This is a genomic window from Bradyrhizobium sp. USDA 3240 (assembly GCF_054063295.1).
In genome coordinates this window covers 3,452,087-3,470,380 of sequence record NZ_JBSSGD010000002.1, presented here as the reverse complement: position 1 = coordinate 3,470,380, position 18,294 = coordinate 3,452,087, and the positions used below count along the sequence as shown (strand labels likewise).

The window sequence follows — 18,294 nt, the reverse complement described above, 5'->3', positions numbered from 1 at the left end:
TCTCTCAGCACAAACGCGCGCGCGATTTCGCCGCGGCCGGTCAGCGCTGAGTGATGCCTTGGTTGTTCGTAGGCGCGCGCTCGCGGCACTCCGCTACTCCGCCGCCACCATCTGCTGGGTGCGCCATTGTCCGAGCAGCGCGCGCAGCGAGGCCGGCTTCACGGGCTTGTTCAGCACCGCGATGTTTTCCTCGCGCGCGGCCAGACGCACCGCGGGGCTGCGGTCGGCGGTGATCAGGATCGCCGGAATGCCGTCGCCGAAGCGGCGGCGGATCTCGCGGATCGCGGCGACGCCGTTGCCGCGGTCGAGATGATAGTCGACCAGCACGCCGGTGACGCGGCCGCCGGCGGCCTCGATCGCGCTGATCGCGCCGTCGGCATCGAGCACCGCGATCACCTCGGCGTCCCACGCCGTCAGCAGCGTCTTCATGCCGTCGAGGATGGCGGGATCGTTCTCGATGCAGACGATCAGCGAGCCGCTCATCGGGGTCTTCGACAGCGGCGTGGCGGTGGTGACGGCCGCGGTATGGTTCACGGCGGTCGCGACCGGCACGGTGACCGAGAACGCCGAGCCGCCGCTGACATTGGCCGAGATCGCGATGCGATGGTTGAGCACGCGCGCCAGCCGCTCGACGATCGACAGGCCGAGACCGAGGCCGCGGGCGATCCGGGCGCCCTGCTCGAGGCGATGGAATTCCTTGAAGATCTCGCCGCGCTTCTGCACCGGAATGCCGACGCCGGTGTCGAAGATGCTGATCTGGAGCGTGTCGCCGCGGCGGCGGCAGCCGATCAGCACGCGGCCGCGCGGGGTATATTTGATCGCGTTGGAGATGAAGTTCTGCAACAGCCGGCGCAGCAGCGAGCGGTCGGATTCGACCGGCAGCGAGCAGGCGATGAAGCGCAGATCGAGGCCCTTGTCGCGCGCGATCGGCATGAACTCGATCTCCAGCGAGCGCATCAAATCGGCCATCCGGAAGCTCGTGATTGCCGGCGTCATGGCGCCGGCATCGAGCCTGGAGATATCGAGCAGCGCGCCCAGGATGTCCTCGATCGCCTCGAGCGAGTCGTCGATGTTCTCGACCAGGCGCGAATCCTCGCCGCCGTTCTGGCGTTCGACGAGACTCGTGACGTAGAGCCGCGCCGCATTGAGCGGTTGCAGGATGTCGTGGCTAGCCGCCGCCAGGAAGCGGGTCTTGGAGGCGTTGGCGTCCTCCGCGATGCCCTTGGCGAGCGCGAGCTCGGAGTTCAGCCGCGTCAGCTCTTCGGTGCGGTCGCGGACCCGCTTTTCCAGCGTCGCATTGGCGCGCTCCAGCGCCTCGGCGGCCTCGAAGCTCGGCGTGACGTCGGAGAAGGTGATGACGAGCCCGCCACCGGGCATACGGTTGGCGCGGACCTCGATCACCAGATGGCGGTCGGTGAAGCGTTCCAGATAGGGCTCGCCCTCGGTGGTGTAGGCGCGCAGCCGCAGTTGGAGCAGGTTGTTGCTGTCACCGGTCGGCGGCGGACTGATCGCGCCCATGAATTCGAGGATCTCGGGCAAGGGGATGCCGAGCTGCACCAGATGCGGCGGCAGCGCGAGCAGTTCGGAGAACTGGCGATTGGAGCAGATCAGCTGCAGATCGGCGTCGAACACCGCGATGCCCTGGCGCACGTGATTGAGCGCGGTCTGCAGGATCTCGCGGTTGAAATGCAGCGCGGCGTGGGAGTCGTCGAGCAGCTTCAGCGCGGCCTTGGCCGACACCGTCCGCCGCTGCAGCAGCAGCGACATCACGAGGCGCGAGGACGCTGCCCCGATCGAGGAGGCGATCAGCCGCTCGGCGTGCTGCAGCAGCTCGAAATCGGCCGGCGCCGATGCCAACAGCACGATATTGCGGTCGAGGGCGAATGCCGCGAACGCCTCACGAGTGCGGTCGGGGCCGAGATATTGCGTCACCGTGCTCTCGATGTCCTGCACCGTCACCGTGGTGCGCCAGCGCCGGAAGCTCGGCGCGATCGGCGCCAGTGCGTTGGGCACGAACACGTCGGCCTGCAACAGCTCGATCGAGGACGGCGCGCGCGCCAGGGAGAACAAGACGTAGGTGACGATGTTGAGCGCAAGGCTCCACAGCACGCCGTGCAGCAGCGGCGGCAAATCGGCGCCGAACAGCGCCTGCGGCCGCAGCGCCTCGATCCCGAACGGCCCATGCTGCAGCAGCATCAGGCCGGTGGTCGAGTTTTCGAGGAAGCTCGGGATGAACAGCGTGTAGAGCCACATCGCGAAGCCGACCAGCATGCCCGCCATGGCGCCGCGTGCGGTGGCGCGGCGCCAGAACAGCCCGCCGAAGAACGCCGGCGCGAGCTGGGTGATCGCGGCAAAGGACAGCAAGCCGATTGCGACCAGCTGGGTGTTGCCGAGCGCGCGATAGTAGAAATACGCCAGCACCATGATGGCGAAGATCGAGAAGCGGCGCGCCTTCAGGAGGAAGTCGCCAAAGTCCTTCTGACCGGCGCGGGCATCGTCGCTGCGCGGCAGCACCAGCGGCAGCACGATGTCGTTGGAGACCATGATCGACAGCGCGACGCATTCGACGATCACCATCGCGGTCGCCGCCGAAAGTCCGCCGACGAACACCGCGAGGCTGAGCAATTGCGCATTGCCCTCGATCGGCAGCGCCAGCACGAACATGTCGGCATCGACGGCGCCGAACGGGAAGATGACGAGGCCTGCGATCGCGATCGGAATCACGAAGATATTGATGACGACGAGGTAGAGCGGGAACAGCCAGCGCGCTCGGGTGACTTCGCCGGGCGTCGAATTCTCGACCACGCTGACATGGAACTGGCGCGGCAGCAGCATGACCGCGCAGAACGACAGCAGCGTCATGATCAGGAAGTTGCCGATCGACGGGACATATTCGATCGCGCGTACCGCTTCCGGCGTCTTCAGGGCGCGTTCGTAGAGTTCGACCGGGGAGAACATCCAGAAGGTGACGAAGGCGCCGGCGGCGATGAAGGCGACCAGCTTGACGATGGATTCGGCGGCGATCGCCAGGATCAGTCCGTGCTGGTGCTCGGTCGCGTCGGTGTGGCGGGTGCCGAACAGCACCGCGAACACCGCCATCGCCAGCGTCACCATCAGCGCGATGTCGCCGATGATCGGGATTTTCGAGAACGCCTGATCCTCGCTCAGGATGGTTTCCAGGGATGAGGCCATCGCCTTGAGCTGCAGCGCGATGTAGGGCACCGAGCCGATGATCGCGATCAGCGCCACGGTGGCCGCGACCGCCTGGCTCTTGCCGTAGCGCGCGGCGATGAAGTCGGCGATCGAGGTGATGTTCTGCGACTTGGCGAGCGCGATGACGCGGCGGAGCAGCGGCGTGCACAGCCCGATCATCACGATCGGGCCGACATAAATCGCCAGGAAGTCGACGCTGGTGCGGGTGGCGAAGCCGACCGAGCCGAAGAAGGTCCAGGAGGTGCAGTAGATCGCGAGCGACAGCGGATAGATCCACTGGCTGGCACGGCCGCGCGCGCCCGCCGACCTCCGGTCGCCGCGGCTGGCAATGAAGAACAACAATCCGATGTAGGCGAACGCCGTGGCGATGACGCCCCAGTCGTGCAGCATCGCTGCTCATCTCCTGTCCCGGCCGCTGGGAGGGCCGGGTGCCAGGATTATAACGCAAAGGGCCGGCCGCGCGATGCACGGCCGGCCCAAATTCGGGGGTGGACGCGGATAGGGTTACTCGGCGGCCAGCGACTTCTGGCGCAGCGGCAGGCCGAGCCCGTCCCAGACCTGGAGCAGGGCCTCGGCCAGCGCGTCGATCAGGCCGTCGTCATGGTAGGGCGAGGGCGTGATGCGCAGCCGTTCGGTGCCCTTGGCGACCGTCGGATAGTTGATCGGCTGGATGTAGATGCCGTGGTCCTCGAGCAGCAGGTCGGAGGCGCGCTTGCACTTCTCGGGGTCGCCGACGAACAGCGGCACGATATGGGTGTCGCTCGACATCACAGGCAGGCCGGCGGCGGTCAGGATCGCCTTGGTGCGGGCGGCGCGGTCCTGATGGCGCTCGCGCTCCCAGTTCGAGGTCTTTAGGTGGCGGATCGCAGCGGTTGCGGCCGAGCAGATCGCCGGCGGCAGCGCGGTGGTGAAGATGAAGCCCGGCGCGTAGGAGCGCACCGCGTCGATGATCTCGGCGCGGCCCGCGATATAGCCGCCGAGGCAGCCGAACGCCTTCGCCAGCGTGCCTTCGAGCACGTCGATGCGGTGCATCACGCCGTCGCGCTCGGCAATACCGCCGCCGCGCGGGCCGTACATGCCGACCGCGTGCACCTCGTCGACATAGGTCATGGCACCGTATTTCTCGGCAAGATCGCAGATCTTGGAGAGCGGCGCGACGTCGCCGTCCATCGAATAAAGGCTCTCGCAGACGATCAGCTTCGGCCGGTCGGGGCCGGCGGCGATCAAAAGCTCCTCGAGATGCGCGACGTCGTTGTGGCGGAAGATCTGGCGTTCGCAGCCGGCCTGGCGCACGCCTTCGATCATCGAATTGTGGTTCAGCGCGTCCGACAGGATCAGGCAGTTCGGAACGAGCTTGGCGAGCGTCGAGATGCCGGTCTGGTTCGAGACATAGCCCGAGGTGAACAGCAGCGAGGCTTCCTTGCCGTGGAGGTCGGCGAGCTCGGCCTCGAGTTGCACCAGCGGATGATGGGTGCCCGCGATGTTGCGGGTGCCGCCGGCGCCGGTGCCGACGCGGGTCGCGGTCTCGACCATGGCGCCGACCACCTTGGGGTGCTGGCCCATCCCGAGATAGTCGTTGGAGCACCAGATCACGACGTTGCGGCTGCCCTTCGGCGAATGCCAGGTCGCGTGCGGGAAGCGTCCCGCGATCCGTTCGAGGTCGGCGAACACCCGGTAGCGCCGCTCGTCATGCAGGCGGTTGAGGGCGGTTTGGAAAAACTGGCTGTAATTCATCGGCGAACCCAGAAAGCGGAACCTGACCGGAAAAGCTGCCTCTTCTTAGAGCTTTTCCAGCTCTAATGTCTATGCACTGGCCCACATCCGGGCATGCGCCGCAGTTGGGCAAATTGCCCTAGCTAGCTCGGTTTGGCTTGATTTTGGTCAAATCGCCGGGCGATGCCTTGCCGCCCGGCCCGGCGCTCAGGTCGTCTTGAAGCGCAGCATGCCGTCGTCGTGCATCTCGGCCGTCAGGCGGCCCTCGACCAGCATGTAGTTGACATGGGCGACCAACTCGCCAGCGGCGAAGCCCATCTGGTGCTCGTCCAGCACGTGCTTGTGGAACACCACCGGGACCAGTTCCTTGGAGGTCTGCGGCACCTCGCGGCAGGCCTCGGCGATCAGGCGGCAGCGCTCCTCATGGTGATCGGCGAGCTGCTTGATCCGGGTCTTTAGCCCATAGAACGGCACGCCATGGCCGGGCAGCACCATCACGTCATAGGGCAGGGTGGTGGTCAGGCTGGCCAGCGAGGCCAGATATTCGCCGAGCGAGTTCTGCTCGGGCTCGACCGCCCAGACGCTGACATTGGGCGAGATCTTGCTCAGCACCTGGTCGGCGGACAGGAACAGCTTGTCGGCCGCGCAATACAGCATCACCTGGTCGAGCGCGTGCCCGCCGCCAGTGATCACCTTGAAGCGCCGCGTGCCGATCACGACCTCGTCGCCATGGGTGAGGCGGTGATAGGACGGCGGCAGCACCGACACGCGCTTCAGGTAATCCTGGCCGCGGCCGAGCAGCTTCTCGGTCAGGTCCTCGTCCATCCCATGGCGGCGGAAGAACAGCCGCTGCGCGTTGCGCCGCTCCTCGGTGCCGCGGTTCTGGTGATAGACCGATTGCAGGTATTCCACCTGCGACATGTATAGCGGGCAGTCGAAGCGCTCGGTGATCCAGCCGGCGAGGCCGACATGATCAGGATGCGAATGCGTCACGATCAGCCGCTTGACCTTGACGTGCTTCAGCGGTCCCTCGAACAACGTGGTCCAGGCCGCGATCGATTCCTCATTGCCGAAGCCGGCATCCACCATGGTCCAGCCGTCGCCGTCGGCGAGCAGGTAGATGTTCACATGGTTGAGGCGGAACGGCAGCTTCAGCCGCGCCCACAGCACGCCGGGGGCAACCTCCACGACCTGGTCGTGGCCGGGATGGTTCTCCCAGGGGTATCGCAATGCCTCCGCCGAGGAGGGCAGGCTGTCGGTCTTCGTATGCATGCTACCGACTTAGCGGGACCCGGGCCGCCGCGCCAGCCGAAAAATCAGATAGTCGTCCGGAGAATGTGGTGGGAAATCCAAGAATTCCGTAGCCCGGATCAAGCGAAGCGGGGTGCGTGAGTTTGCGCCGTCATTCCGGGGCGCCTCGAAGAGGCGAACCCGGAATCTCGAGATTCCCCGGTGCGCAGTTGCGCACCTGAGGTTCTATGCTTCGCATAGCCCCGGAACGACGTAGCTCGTTACGCCGCGCGGATGCTCGACAGGAAGCCGTCGATTTCGGAGCGCAGCACGTCGGCCTCGCGGCGCAGCGCGTCGGAGGCGCTGAGCACCTCGCCGGCTGCGGCGCCGGCTTCGGCCGAGGCGGTCGAGACGCCGACGATGTTGCTCGACACCTCGCTGGTGCCGCCGGCGGCGTGCTGGATGTTGCGGGCGATCTCGCGGGTCGCCGCGCCCTGCTCCTCGACCGCGGCGGCGATCGCGGTGGTGACGTCGTTGATCTCGCCGATCGTGCTCGAAATGTTGCGGATCGCGGTGACCGCCGTCGTCGTCACCTCCTGCATGCTGACGATCTGCTGGCGGATCTCTTCGGTCGCCTTGGCGGTCTGGCTCGCAAGGTTCTTCACCTCGGAGGCGACCACGGCAAAGCCGCGGCCGGCCTCGCCGGCGCGCGCCGCCTCGATGGTGGCGTTGAGCGCCAGGAGATTGGTCTGCGAGGCGATGGTCTGGATCAGGTCGACCACGACGCTGATCCGCGCGGCATTGTCGGCAAGGCCCTGCATGGTTGTGTCGGTGGCGCTGGCTTCCTCGACCGCCTTGCGGGCGATCTCTGCGGAGGTGACGACCTGGCGGCCGATCTCGGAAATCGATGACGACAGCTCCTCGGTGCCGGCCGACACCGTCTGTACGTTGACCGAGGTCTCCTCGGCGGCCGAGGCCACCGCGTTGACCAATGCGCTCGACTGGTCGGCGGTCGCCGACATGCTCTGCGCGGTCGACTGCATCGAGTTCGCAGCGGTTTGCAGGCTGCCCAGCGCGCCGCGGACATTGGACTCGAACGCGACGATCTGGGTCTCCATGCGCGAGGCGCGCTCGGCCTTGGCGGAGCGGTCCTTGTTCTGGTTTTCGGTGAGCTCGCGGCTCTCGATCATGCTCTCGCGGAACACCTGCAGCGAGTCGGCCATGACGGCGATCTCGTCGCGCTGGCGGCTCTGCGGGATCTCGGTGTCGAGGTCGCCGTCGGACAACAGTTGCATCGAGCGCTGCAGGCCACGGATGCGGCGCAGGATGTTGCGCCCGACATAGAGCCAGACGAACAGGAACGAGCCGACCAGCGTCAGCGCGCCGAGCCCGATCATCACCGTGGTCGCGAGCGAGATCTGCTGCCGTGCCTGGAAGGTTGCGGAGTCGGTCTCCTTCTGCACGGCGTCGACCAACTGCTGGACGCTGATGCCGAGCCCGACATTGAGCTTGCGGGTCTCTTCCAGGATGGTCTGGCCGTAATCGATCGCGTCGAGCTCCTTCTGGCGGATCTTGAACACGCCGGTCTTGCCCTCGCCGAGCACCAGCAGCTTTTGCGCGGTGTCGCGCACGGCAACGATCGCCGGATTGTTCGGCAGGTCCTCGAGGTTGGACTTGACGCGGTCGCGGCCCTTCTTGAACTCCGCCTCGATCGCATCGAGCGTCTCGCTGGAATTGGCCGACAGCGCCGCGGTCATGTCGGCGGCCATCAGATTGCCGGCGGCGAGCACGTTGCCGATCTGGCCGACAGTGCGGGCCGCTTCGGTGGCAGCGTCTGCGGAGACATCGGCCGCGCCGAGGATGGCGTTGAGCCGGGTCTGCGCATCGAGCATCGCCGGACCGGCGGCGGAGACGAAAGCGCCCTGCGCCTTGCGCAGCGCGTTGTACTGCTTGTCGCGCAGCGCGCCGACATCGAGCCGTTCATGCGCCGCCGAGATCAGGCTCTTGGTCGCCTCGTCGGTGTTCTTGACATTCTCCTGCAGCGCGCTGACGACGGATTTGTCGGCGCCGAGTTCGATGATCTCGCCAAGCTTGGCATTGGTTTGCTGCGCGACCTCCTGCACCTTCTTGGTGCGGTCGTTCAGCGCATCCTCGCTCTGCACGGCGAGCAGGCCGGGCCCCTGGGCTGCGAGCGAGGCGCTCTGCGCGGAAAGCTGCAGGCTCGCGGCGAGCCGCGGAATGTCGCGGCCGGAGAGATCGCTCATGGTGCCGCCGAGCTGATGCAGCACGATGCCGGCGCCTGCGCTGATTACCAGCGCCATGCCTGCGATCACGGCGAATGCCGCGAACAGGCTGCCCCTGACGCCCATCTGCGGCAGATGGATACGCTTGAGATTTGGTTTGCCGAGCTTGAAACGAAACGCCATTGCCCCGTGCCCCCTGGCCATACTCCTGGCCACTACTCTTGGATGTTTCCCCGGCGCGGGAGTATCGGTGCGGCGGGTTAACAAAATCGGGAAAATTGCGACGATCTGCGGGATTTTTCGCGGCTGCCGCGCGCCAACGCGGTGTTGGTTCGCTGTGCGGAACAGATGCGCGCGTTCGGATGCAAAAAGGCCGGCGCGAGCCGGCCTTTCCACTCTTGGTTGTGGTGATCAGTAACCTCAGTACCGGCCGTAAGCGGGGCCACCGAGGTTGCCGAGGTTGAAGCGGTAGTTGAGGCCGGCCTTCACGGTGTGCTCGTCATTGTGGAAGCTGCCGACCGGCACCAGCGCGCCCGGTGCGGTGAAGCGGCTGTCGCCGAAGTCGTAGTACTGGTACTCGACCTTGGCCGACCAGTTCGGCGCGAACATGTATTCGGCGCCGCCGCCGATGGTCCAGCCGTTGCTGTGGTTGTCGCTGAGCGCGAAGCCGATCGGTGCGCCGCCGAGCGTCACCGTTTCGCTGTTGTCGGAATAGGCGTAACCGCCCTTCACATAGATCAGGCCCGGGCCCCAGGTGTAGCCGACGCGGCCGGTGATCGAGGCGATGCCGCGCTGGTTGTTGTTGTAGACGTAACCGCCCGGGAAGATCGCGTTGAGCTGGTGGCCGCCGACCCAGGAATACTGGCCTTCGAGGCCGATCACCCACATCGGCGACAGCTGCCAGTCGTAGCCGCCCTGGACGCCGCCCATGAAGCGGGCGCTGGAGTCCGACAGCGCGAGGCCGTTGAACGTGTTGTTCTGCGAGAACACGCCGCCGAGATGGCCGCCGAGATAGAAACCGGTCCAGTTGTAGAGCGGCGCGGCGTAAACAGGCGCCTTCTGGTAATAGCCACGGGAGCCGAGATCGGCGGCCTGGGCGGTCGCGCCAAAGGCAGCGACGGCAACAGCTGCGGCTGCGGTTGCGAGCAGGAACTTCTTCATGGGGGCAGTCTCCGGACAAGTCATGAGGCGCAGCGTGAATGGCGCCATCCATGGCGATGCGTTAGACCGCATTTGAATAAAATGCTGTCACCGGAAGACGACTTGGCGCGTTAAGTCGCGCCCCTCGCGGTGAAACGTTTTGTTGTGCCTAACGAACGCTTAAGCCGGAATGACGGAAAGCTTAACGCGCCGCGCGCGACGCGCTTGTTCCGTTAACCAAGCCGTCTGCTAGTCCAATCGCTTGCGCACGTCGTCGCGCATCTGCTCGCGGAACGCCTGGCGGCGTGCGGCGCGATCCCTGACCGGAACGTCGTGGCGATCGAACACGTCGAACTTCTCCAGGATCGGATAGTGCTCGCTCGCCATCGCCAGCACGCGCAGCAGGCCCGCCACCTTCGGGGTCGGGCCGGTGACTTCCCATTTGCGGAGTTTCTCGGCGCCGCCGGCCGCCGGCAGCCCGCACAGCTTCGCCATGTCAGCCGCCGTCAGCTCCCGGCCGAGCGCCTCGCCGAGATGTTTGCGTAATTTTCTGAGTTCTGGGCCGGTCACGCTTAGGGTCCGCTCCGCGACAGTAAAGTGTGAAGTGAGTCACATGATGTGCTCGGGGAGCCGTCTATACGCCGCGCATGCGACTTCTCAAGGAAACCATCATGCACGGCATCATCGAAAGCCTCAGCCCCGAACACGGACAGATCGATTGGAAATGGGTCGGCAGTGTGTTCGCGTTCTACGTCGTGTTGATGATCGGCGGGGCGGGGCTGCTGCTCGCGCATTGATGCGGTGAACGCGGCGATGCCCGCAATGATGGCAGCAATCGCTGGGAGAATGGTGCTGCCAGACAGGATTGAACTGTCGACCTCTCCATTACCAATGTAGAGGTGTATCGGCCGAGATAGTAACCATGAGTAAGTATTTGAGGGCCCAAGGCTTTGTAATCGCTCTATAATCCCTTCGGTAGAGTTCGGGCGAGTTCGCATGGAAATGCGCAGTTTTCGCTCCCCCGACGCTCCCCCGGAGGATTCAATGGCTCGCACGCGTCAGCAGAAACGGTTCACCCCACAAAGCATCGAACGGCTGAAATACGACCCGGCCGCCGCTCCGCCGAGTGGCCGGATGGAGATTGAGGACGAGGTCTGCCCGGGGCTTGTCCTTCGTGTGACCCCGCGCGGCGTCAAGTCGTTCAGCGTCATCTACAAGGTGCCGGGTGAGGGCGGCGCCAACAGCAACGGGCGGCTGCTTACCGGAGCCCAACACCGAATCACCTTGGGCGCGACCCCGCCGTTGGAGCTCACGGAAGCCCGAGACGAGGCGCGCAAGATCATCCAGGCGGCCACGGAAGGGCGCGACCCACGGGATGAGCGCCGGGAAAAGAACCTCATCCGGCATACCAACACGTTCGAGAAGGCCTGCGCTCGGTTTGTCGAGCTGGAGCTGAAGCCGAACGTGAAGAACTGGAAGAACATCCAGAGCACCCTGAAACGGTACGTGGAGCCAGAGTGGTCCGATATGCCGGTGCAGGACCTTCGGCGCAGTGACGTGCACGAGCTGCTAGACGAACTGGTCGCCAGCGAGAAAACGTCCATCGCCATCGAGGTCCGCAAACATCTGTCTCGGTTCTTCAACTGGGCGGTTGACCGTGAGATCGTTGCTGCTAGCCCGGTCCACGGAATGCGGCGCGGCGACCTGAAGCCCAACGAGGACGCGGGAAGGGCGCTGATGGATGACGAACTGCGCTATGTATGGAACGCGGCGCGCAGTCTGATGTACCCATTCGGTCCGATGTACCAAATGCTGATGCTAATAGGACAACGCCGCAACGAATGGGCCGCTGCGTCCCGCTCCGAGATCAGCGCAGAGAAGCGCCTCTTGGAAGTTCCAAAGGCCCGCTACAAGGGCAAGCGCGACCACATCGTGCCGATATCCGACGAAGCATGGTCGATCTTCGACACGCTGCCTATTTGGGAGGGCAACGACTACTTCATCTTCTCAACGATGGACGGCACCACTCCCGTGTCAGGCTTCTCGAAAGCCAAGCGGCGACTGGATGATGCTGCTCTCGGCGCGATGCAGAAAGACGACCCGGAAGCCAAGCTGGCCTATTTCCGCGTGCATGATTTCCGCGTCACCTGCGAGACCCGCCTCGCTCACCTGGGCTTCAATCAGGAGGTCCGTGACGCTGTCCTTGGGCATGCCAAACCGGGCCTGCAGAAGACATATAATAAGTATGGGTACCTTGAGGAGAAGAAGGCCGCGCTCGCTGCCTATGCCCAGCACGTGATGGGGGTGGTGAGGTGATCAAGCTTGTCCCACCGGACGTAGACGTCGAAGACGCTGACCCCGCCGTATTCGTCATTGCGCAGGTGGCAATGCCTCTGATGCGACGTCGCCGCGATAAGACCAAGCGTCGCCCTACTTATGTGGAAGTAGAAAAGCCAAGTGTTGATTTGCAGCCAAGCATTCGTGCGGTCCGCGCGCTGCTCGTAGAAGCCAAACGCATGTTTCGTTTGGAGGCGCGCCGATTGAGATCCCGAACTTACAAGCGAGTGTACGAGGATAATTTCAAAGATTACGGGGCGGGAGCTCTCGCTCATAAACGCGAACAAAAACGTCTCGGTGCAAACCACCCGGCGTTTTCCTATGATTACCGCGGACTAATGGATGATGACTCTGAACGATGGGCTGATAAGGAGTGGGTGAAGCTCTACGATCAACTCTACAAGAGAGAACGAGGCAACCCCGGCGGCAACCGCTATCGGAGTGATGGCCCACCTCTCTTCTATCTCCCTCCGATCGTGCGGCGGATCGCCAACTGGTGGGAGGCTACCGTGGGAGAGACCTTCAAACCGAATTTTGGCCCAAGGCCATATAACCTCAAATACTGCAATGCCGAGGCCCGGTTGCTGTTTCTTGTAATGCAGGAGTGCGGCGACCCAAGGTATTCCCTCACGAATGCGGCGGGCTTGACGCGCAACGTCCTTCGTCCACGAACCAAAAAGAATAAGACCTAAGTTTCACCATCCACACTCGGGGCATAAGCCTTCCATGTGATTTATTGGAAGGAATTCGGCCATGGCCGAGCGATTTATTAGCGTGAAGCAGGTGCTCGACAGGGTCTGCCTGTGCAAGACAGAGCTATACGAGCGCATCAAGGCCGGAACGTTTCCCCGCTCTGTCGCTCTTGGACCGCACAAGGTTGTGTTCCTTGAGTCGCAGGTTGATGCATGGATGCAGGCCCAGGTGGAGGCCGCTGACAGCAGCGCTGGGCTCCGTCGCACGCGTGCGCATCAGGCCGTTGCATCGCGCCGAGATCGAAAGGTCCCGGCATGACCTTTCCGAAGCCTGACAACGATGCTGCAATCGACTTCCTGACCAAGGTCCATCCCGATGGGCCATGGGTGCTCACGGCTATTCGTAATGATAAAAAGGGCACGGATACCAAGACGTTCCGTCCGCATCAGCAGACAGCTCTGTCTGATTGGCTCACAGAGCAGGCCAAGACCGGCGATACCAATTTCTACTGGTCGGTTAACCCGACTGTGCGAGACCTCAACAAAAAAGCGGCGCTCACCGACATCGAGGAGGTCGCGTTCCTGCACGTAGACGTAGACCCGCGTGCGGGAGAGGATTTGGAGGCGGAGCGCAAGCGGTGCATCGCCCTGTTCGCCGAGAACCTGCCCGCTGGTTTCCCAGCGCCTACCGCTGTTGTCTTTTCGGGCTCGGGCGTGCAGGCGTTCTGGAAACTTGAAAAGTCCATTCCGATTAGCGGCGATGTCGCCCTGGCTGAGGAGGCCAAGCGCTACAATCAGAAGCTTGAGCAGCTTTTCGGCGGTGACTCGTGCAGCGACATCTCACGAGTTATGCGGCTGCCCGGCACCGTCAATCTTCCGAATGCGGTGAAGGTTAAGAAGGGCCGCAAGCCTGCGCTCGCTGAGCTTATCACTTGGGCGCCGGAGAACGTTCATCCGCTGAGTGCATTCACGCCTGCGTCGGTTGCTGCGACGACCGCTGCCGCACCGGTTGCCGTCAATATCGATGCGGCCGCTGTGAAGCGCCTCGCTGATATCAACGAGCTCGATAAGTGGAACGTCCCCGACCGCGTCAAGGTTATCTGCGTGCAGGGACGGCATCCTGACGAGCCCAAAGAGGGCGACAACAGCCGTTCGGCTTGGGTGTTCGACTGCGTGTGCAATTTGCTGCGCTGTGAGGTGCCCGACGGCGCCGTGCTCTCGATCCTGATGGACCCCGAGTTTGCCATCAGCGAAAGCATCTTGGAGAAGGGCCGGGGCGCTGAACGCTACGCGATCCGCCAGATTGAGCAGGCGAAGAAACAGGTCGCTCTGGATCAACTCCAATTTATCGTCAGTAAGGAAGGCGTGCCGCTATCAACCGAGCCGAAAAACATCGTAGTGGCTATGCGGGAGTTAGGCGTGACGGTCCGGTACGATACGTTTAGCGATAGAGCTCTGATCGAAGGCTTGGACGGCGAGGGGCCGTTTCTTGACGATCACTCGGTTAGGCGCTTGCGGCTGCTTATCAAGGAGCGCTTCGGATTTCTGCCGACGAAGGATTTGTTCTTCGACGTCGTGCTGGATACAGCCCGCCAAGCACAGTTCCACCCTGTTGTAGACTATCTCGATGGGCTCGTTTGGGATGGCGTGTCGCGCATCGATGGCTGGTTGACGACTTACGGCGGTGCTCCGCGCACGGATTACACCCGTGCCGTGGGCCTGCACTGGCTGACTGCTGCTGTCCGTCGTGTCCGACAGCCCGGTGTGAAGTTTGACGAATTGCTCGTTCTGGAGAGCGCCCAGGGTACCAATAAGTCCACCGCGCTGCGGACCCTCGCGGTGAGAGACGAATGGTTCACCGACAACATGGTTCTCGGCGCGAAGTCCAAAGAGGTCATCGAAGTCACGCAGGGGCATTGGATTATCGAAGCCGCTGAACTGCATGGCCTTAGCGCAGCCAAATCTGAATTGCTTAAAAGTTTTCTTTCGCGGCAAGCGGACAACGCGCGCATGTCTTACGAGCGCCTTTCGGTAAACGTGCTGCGACAATGTGTATTAGCAGGTACTACGAATAGCGCGCATTACCTTATCGATCCTACGGGCAACCGACGCATCTGGCCGGTGCAGATCAAACAATTCGACTTGCAAGCTCTTCGACGCGATCGCGATCAACTGTGGGCGGAGGCTGGTGCACGCGAGGCAACCGATGCTAGCATTCATCTGGAAGAAAGGCTTTGGACGGCTGCTGCGGTGGAGCAGGAGGCGAGGGTAGAGATGCATCCATTCGTGGACGTGTTTGAGGATGTCCTCGGCTCTCGCCAGGGCATGTTCAAGTGCGATGACGCTTGGACAATTCTAGGCCTCGGCCCTACCCACAAGAGTCAGCAAAACAAGTCCGCCATTGGCACGAGCCTCCGCAAGCTCGGCTGGGAGCGCAAAAGGCAGAGAGTAAATGGTGTGCCGACTTGGTGCTACGTCAAAGGCAGTCGCCGATTGATTGAGGTCAAACGCTCTGCACCGCCCGAGAACAAGCTAACGCTCGCGTATCAGGAACACCGCGAGGAGAAATTCGTCCAAGAGGAGGCACCGTTCTGACATGCGCATCCATCAATTGTTGGCATTGGGCAGGCAAGAGGTCTTGCCTTATGCGCTGATCAAGATGCAGTCGCCGACGTACCGTCATTGCTGGCTGCCTGTATCACGGGAGTACTCGCGGCTGGGCTCCGTCGGCTGGACCGACTACGAGATGTGCATCAACGACGCGCTGGTGTTTGCTCGTGACCCGCACACGTTCGACGACGTGTGGACGACGACGACGGAGAATGCCTGCTTCCTGTATTCGTCGACGAACGAGGCCGCTGCGGACTACAGGGAGCGGCTGGAACGGCTGCTGGCCGAGTATCACTTCTTCCATGGCGATCCGCCTCCGGAGCTTCATTTTGCGCCGCTCGTGTCGCACCATTAGCTTCCGCTGGGCGTTTGCACCTGGGCGTCGGGCCTTGGGTGTGAGGCGTTCCTTCTCCGGTGGCGTTCCTTGTTGGGGGAGGCACGGCTAAGCCTCACCAGAGGCAAACGAATTCGCTATCGTTCCCGCGTTCCGTTCCAGCGGGGTGGTTTGCATCTCTGCCCAAGAGGGCTGGCCGTAGGCCTACTCCCTCTACCTCTACTCTCTTTCTAGAATAAGAGGAGGAACGAGAGGAACGGACAAGAAAGGCCATCAGCTCATGGGCTTTCGTCGTTCCTGCAGTGGAGAACGAAAAGCGAGAACGCGCGAGGAACGAGGTCGGATGCACCCTGGGCGGTAGGCATGCGAAACCGGCCCTCACGCGGCTAAAAAAGACACCGGCGAAATCACCCAAACACAGCAGTACGAGGTTCATCGACGCCTTGCAGCTCCCCTAGAGCTCCCCCGGCGTGCACCAGCTCGCACTAACCTTCACTAGCGCTGAGCGTTTCGCCGTTCGGCCTCTCCCTTCCATAGAGAAGGTTCGCGCCGCGCCGCTTCGTACTCCCCCCTCGCCTTGGAGCTCGCCACAGGGCTCGCTGGGCAGACCTCAGGCTCGCGACCCACCGCAGAGAATAAGACCTGAGTTTCCGTTGGCTTTGGGGCGCTATCAGGTCGCCTATGACCAAGCAACCAACCACCACCGGCGCTCCCAAGAGTAAGACCGCTCTGCAGCTCGCGCTGTCCACGCGTGCGGCGCTCATCACCCGTGCTGGCACCAGCCGAACCGCCACCTGCACGGTCACTCCTGCTGGCCTGAAGGTCATCGAGGCGATGGCCGCTGAAGGTCAGGACCAAGCCACCATCGCGCGAAAGCTCGGCCTCCACCGCAAGACGCTGATGGACATCGTGAAGCGCGATGCCAACGTCGAAGAGGCGATGACCGGTGGCAAGGCGCTGCTCGCTGACGAACTGACACACCACCTGCTGACCGCCGCACGCAAGGGCAACGTGGTCGCCGCCATCTACCTGACCAAGGCTCGCCTCGGTTGGGTCGAGGGCGATAGGCCCGATGCGCGACCCAACATCATCATCAACCTGCCCGACGCTGCAACGCCCGAAGCCTACCTGCGCGCCGTCAGCGTAATCGAGCAGCCCAAGCCCGTGGAGGATCAGCAGTGACCACCACGCGATCGCCATTCATGTTTCAGCCCGGCGACATGGGCGAGTTCGAGCAGGAGCAGGTTGGCGTTGACGCGGTCGGCAATCCCGTCTTCGCGCGCCAGTGCATTCGTCCGCCGCTCTACACAGGTGGTCGCAACGCTGACGGCACTGCGACCCGTGCTCGAAAGCCGATGCTATGAGCAGCATCCTCGCACCCACGCCGTATCAGTCCACCGTGTTGTCTGTTCCCGAGCATTGGAACTTGCTCATGGCCGGTGGCCGTGGTGGCGGCAAGTCAACCGGCGCGTTGCTGCTCGTGCTGCGGCACGTTGAGAAGTACGGCGAGGACGCACGGCCGCTCATCATCCGCGAGACGCACAAGGCAACGCAGGAGCTGGAGGAGCAGTTGGATGGCCTGCTCACCACCGCCTATGGCAAGGGCGTTCGACACAACCGTGCAGAGCACACGTTCCGGCTGCCCAATGGTGCGATTGTCGAATGCGGTCAGCTCGACGGTCCGAACGCATATAAGAAGTATCAGGGGCGATCTTTCACGCTCTTGATCATTGACGAGTTCGGTCTGCTGGCCGACCGCCGATGGGTTGACCTGCTGAAATCGAATTTGCGCGGCGCCGAAGGCATCCCGCTCCGTGAGGTCCGCACTGCCAACCCGGGCGGACCGCTGCACGCACTCATCCATCAGAATTTCATCGCGCGGCAGCTTGCCTGGCATCCGTACGAGCTGGATGGCGAAACGTGGGTGAATTGTCCTTCGACCTTGATCGACAATCCGCATCTCGATCACGAAGACTACAAGCGGCGCCTCCGGGCAGCATGCGGCAACGACGACGAACTCTTCCGGGCTTGGATCAACGGCGATTGGAATATTGCGCGCGGTGCTTTTTTCGGCGGCACGCTCGACGAGAAGGTTCACATGCTCCCCGTCGCGTGGCCGTATCCCGTCACGAAGGAGTGGCGCTCGTACCTCGCGATGGATTGGGGCAGCGCCGCGCCCTCGGTCACCTACGTATGTCTCAAGGCTCCGGGCGACATTGGGCCGTTCCCTCGCAACAGCCTCATCCTGCTTGATGAGCTTGCGACCGTAGACCCGAACGACCCGAATGAGGGATTGCGCTGGCCTCCCGGGAAATTGGCTGAAGCGATCCTTGAGATGTGCGGGCGCTGGAATGCGAACACCTATGGCGTCGGCGACGATGCCGCTGGCTTGCAGGATACGCTCCTCCAAGTTCTGTACGAGCTCGGCGTGAATCTCCAACGGCCCCAGAAGCAGCGGGTCGCTGGTTGGTCCACGATGCGGCAGCTGCTCCACAACGCCAAGGAGCGGAACGGCCGTCCGGGCATGTGGATCACCGCGCGCTGCAAATACTTCTGGCAGACCGTGCCTTTCATCCAGCGCGATCCGTCACGTCCTGAAGATGTGCTGACAACCGGCCCCGATCACGCGGCCGATGCCGCTCGCTACGCGGCAATGGAGCACCAAAACACCTCTGGACAGAACAATATCTACAGAGACGGCCCTCGCGTCAGTTGGCCGTCCGATGGTCCCGACGATTACAGCAGCACTGACTTTGGCAATCCCTACCACTAGGAGCCGACC

15 protein-coding genes are annotated in these 18,294 nt (G+C 63.2%); 9 read left to right on the top strand and 6 right to left on the bottom strand.

The features are described 5' to 3' along the window. Nucleotides 1-93 precede the first annotated feature (93 nt). The 6 genes from ACVIGA_RS17125 to ACVIGA_RS17100 all read right to left on the bottom strand — a co-directional run bounded on the left by ACVIGA_RS17125 (nucleotide 94) and on the right by ACVIGA_RS17100 (nucleotide 10,109). The gene (locus ACVIGA_RS17125) at nucleotides 94-3,603 is read right to left on the bottom strand and encodes a PAS domain-containing hybrid sensor histidine kinase/response regulator (protein WP_456667278.1); all 3,510 of its coding nucleotides are present in this window, start codon (nucleotides 3,601-3,603) and stop codon (nucleotides 94-96) included. A gap of 114 nt (nucleotides 3,604-3,717) precedes the next feature. Then, complete coding sequence (gene hemA, locus ACVIGA_RS17120; RefSeq protein ID WP_456667277.1) at nucleotides 3,718-4,947, bottom strand: 5-aminolevulinate synthase; 1,230 nt, start codon at nucleotides 4,945-4,947, stop codon at nucleotides 3,718-3,720. 186 nt (nucleotides 4,948-5,133) lie between these two features. Continuing rightward, complete coding sequence (locus ACVIGA_RS17115) at nucleotides 5,134-6,198, bottom strand: MBL fold metallo-hydrolase (RefSeq protein WP_212317191.1); 1,065 nt, start codon at nucleotides 6,196-6,198, stop codon at nucleotides 5,134-5,136. Nucleotides 6,199-6,437: 239 nt separating this feature from the next. Further along, a complete protein-coding gene (locus ACVIGA_RS17110; protein ID WP_456667276.1) occupies nucleotides 6,438-8,582 on the bottom strand; it encodes a methyl-accepting chemotaxis protein in 2,145 nt (714 codons plus the stop codon). Nucleotides 8,583-8,819: 237 nt separating this feature from the next. Beyond that, nucleotides 8,820-9,560 carry an outer membrane protein gene (locus ACVIGA_RS17105; RefSeq protein WP_456667275.1) on the bottom strand — a complete coding sequence of 247 codons (741 nt, stop codon included), beginning with the start codon at nucleotides 9,558-9,560 and terminating at the stop codon, nucleotides 8,820-8,822. Between the two features lie 228 nt (nucleotides 9,561-9,788). Then, the gene (locus tag ACVIGA_RS17100; protein ID WP_223974373.1) at nucleotides 9,789-10,109 is read right to left on the bottom strand and encodes a hypothetical protein; all 321 of its coding nucleotides are present in this window, start codon (nucleotides 10,107-10,109) and stop codon (nucleotides 9,789-9,791) included. 101 nt (nucleotides 10,110-10,210) lie between these two features. On the opposite strand from ACVIGA_RS17100, the gene ACVIGA_RS17095 reads away from it, so the two are divergent. The 9 genes from ACVIGA_RS17095 to ACVIGA_RS17055 all read left to right on the top strand — a co-directional run bounded on the left by ACVIGA_RS17095 (nucleotide 10,211) and on the right by ACVIGA_RS17055 (nucleotide 18,285). Continuing rightward, complete coding sequence (locus ACVIGA_RS17095) at nucleotides 10,211-10,336, top strand: hypothetical protein (protein WP_275948971.1); 126 nt, start codon at nucleotides 10,211-10,213, stop codon at nucleotides 10,334-10,336. Between the two features lie 247 nt (nucleotides 10,337-10,583). Further along, nucleotides 10,584-11,855, top strand: a complete 1,272-nt coding sequence (locus tag ACVIGA_RS17090; RefSeq protein WP_456667274.1) for a tyrosine-type recombinase/integrase — start codon at nucleotides 10,584-10,586, stop codon at nucleotides 11,853-11,855. Beyond that, entirely contained in the window at nucleotides 11,852-12,568 is a 717-nt protein-coding gene (locus ACVIGA_RS17085; RefSeq protein ID WP_456667273.1) for a hypothetical protein, read from the top strand. Before ACVIGA_RS17090 ends, ACVIGA_RS17085 begins: the two co-directional genes overlap by 4 nt. Before the next feature lie 61 nt (nucleotides 12,569-12,629). Beyond that, nucleotides 12,630-12,887 (top strand): helix-turn-helix transcriptional regulator, encoded by a 258-nt coding sequence (locus ACVIGA_RS17080; RefSeq protein ID WP_456667272.1) that lies wholly within the window; start codon nucleotides 12,630-12,632, stop codon nucleotides 12,885-12,887. Beyond that, complete coding sequence (locus ACVIGA_RS17075) at nucleotides 12,884-15,163, top strand: VapE domain-containing protein (protein WP_456667271.1); 2,280 nt, start codon at nucleotides 12,884-12,886, stop codon at nucleotides 15,161-15,163. The genes ACVIGA_RS17080 and ACVIGA_RS17075 overlap by 4 nt, the downstream gene beginning before the upstream one ends. Before the next feature lies 1 nt (nucleotide 15,164). Beyond that, complete coding sequence (locus ACVIGA_RS17070) at nucleotides 15,165-15,533, top strand: hypothetical protein (protein WP_456667270.1); 369 nt, start codon at nucleotides 15,165-15,167, stop codon at nucleotides 15,531-15,533. Nucleotides 15,534-16,193: 660 nt separating this feature from the next. Beyond that, nucleotides 16,194-16,694 (top strand): hypothetical protein, encoded by a 501-nt coding sequence (locus ACVIGA_RS17065; RefSeq protein WP_456667269.1) that lies wholly within the window; start codon nucleotides 16,194-16,196, stop codon nucleotides 16,692-16,694. Beyond that, the gene (locus tag ACVIGA_RS17060) at nucleotides 16,691-16,876 is read left to right on the top strand and encodes a hypothetical protein (RefSeq protein WP_456667268.1); all 186 of its coding nucleotides are present in this window, start codon (nucleotides 16,691-16,693) and stop codon (nucleotides 16,874-16,876) included. The genes ACVIGA_RS17065 and ACVIGA_RS17060 overlap by 4 nt, the downstream gene beginning before the upstream one ends. Next, nucleotides 16,873-18,285 carry a terminase large subunit domain-containing protein gene (locus tag ACVIGA_RS17055; RefSeq protein WP_456667267.1) on the top strand — a complete coding sequence of 471 codons (1,413 nt, stop codon included), beginning with the start codon at nucleotides 16,873-16,875 and terminating at the stop codon, nucleotides 18,283-18,285. Before ACVIGA_RS17060 ends, ACVIGA_RS17055 begins: the two co-directional genes overlap by 4 nt. Nucleotides 18,286-18,294 lie beyond the last annotated feature (9 nt).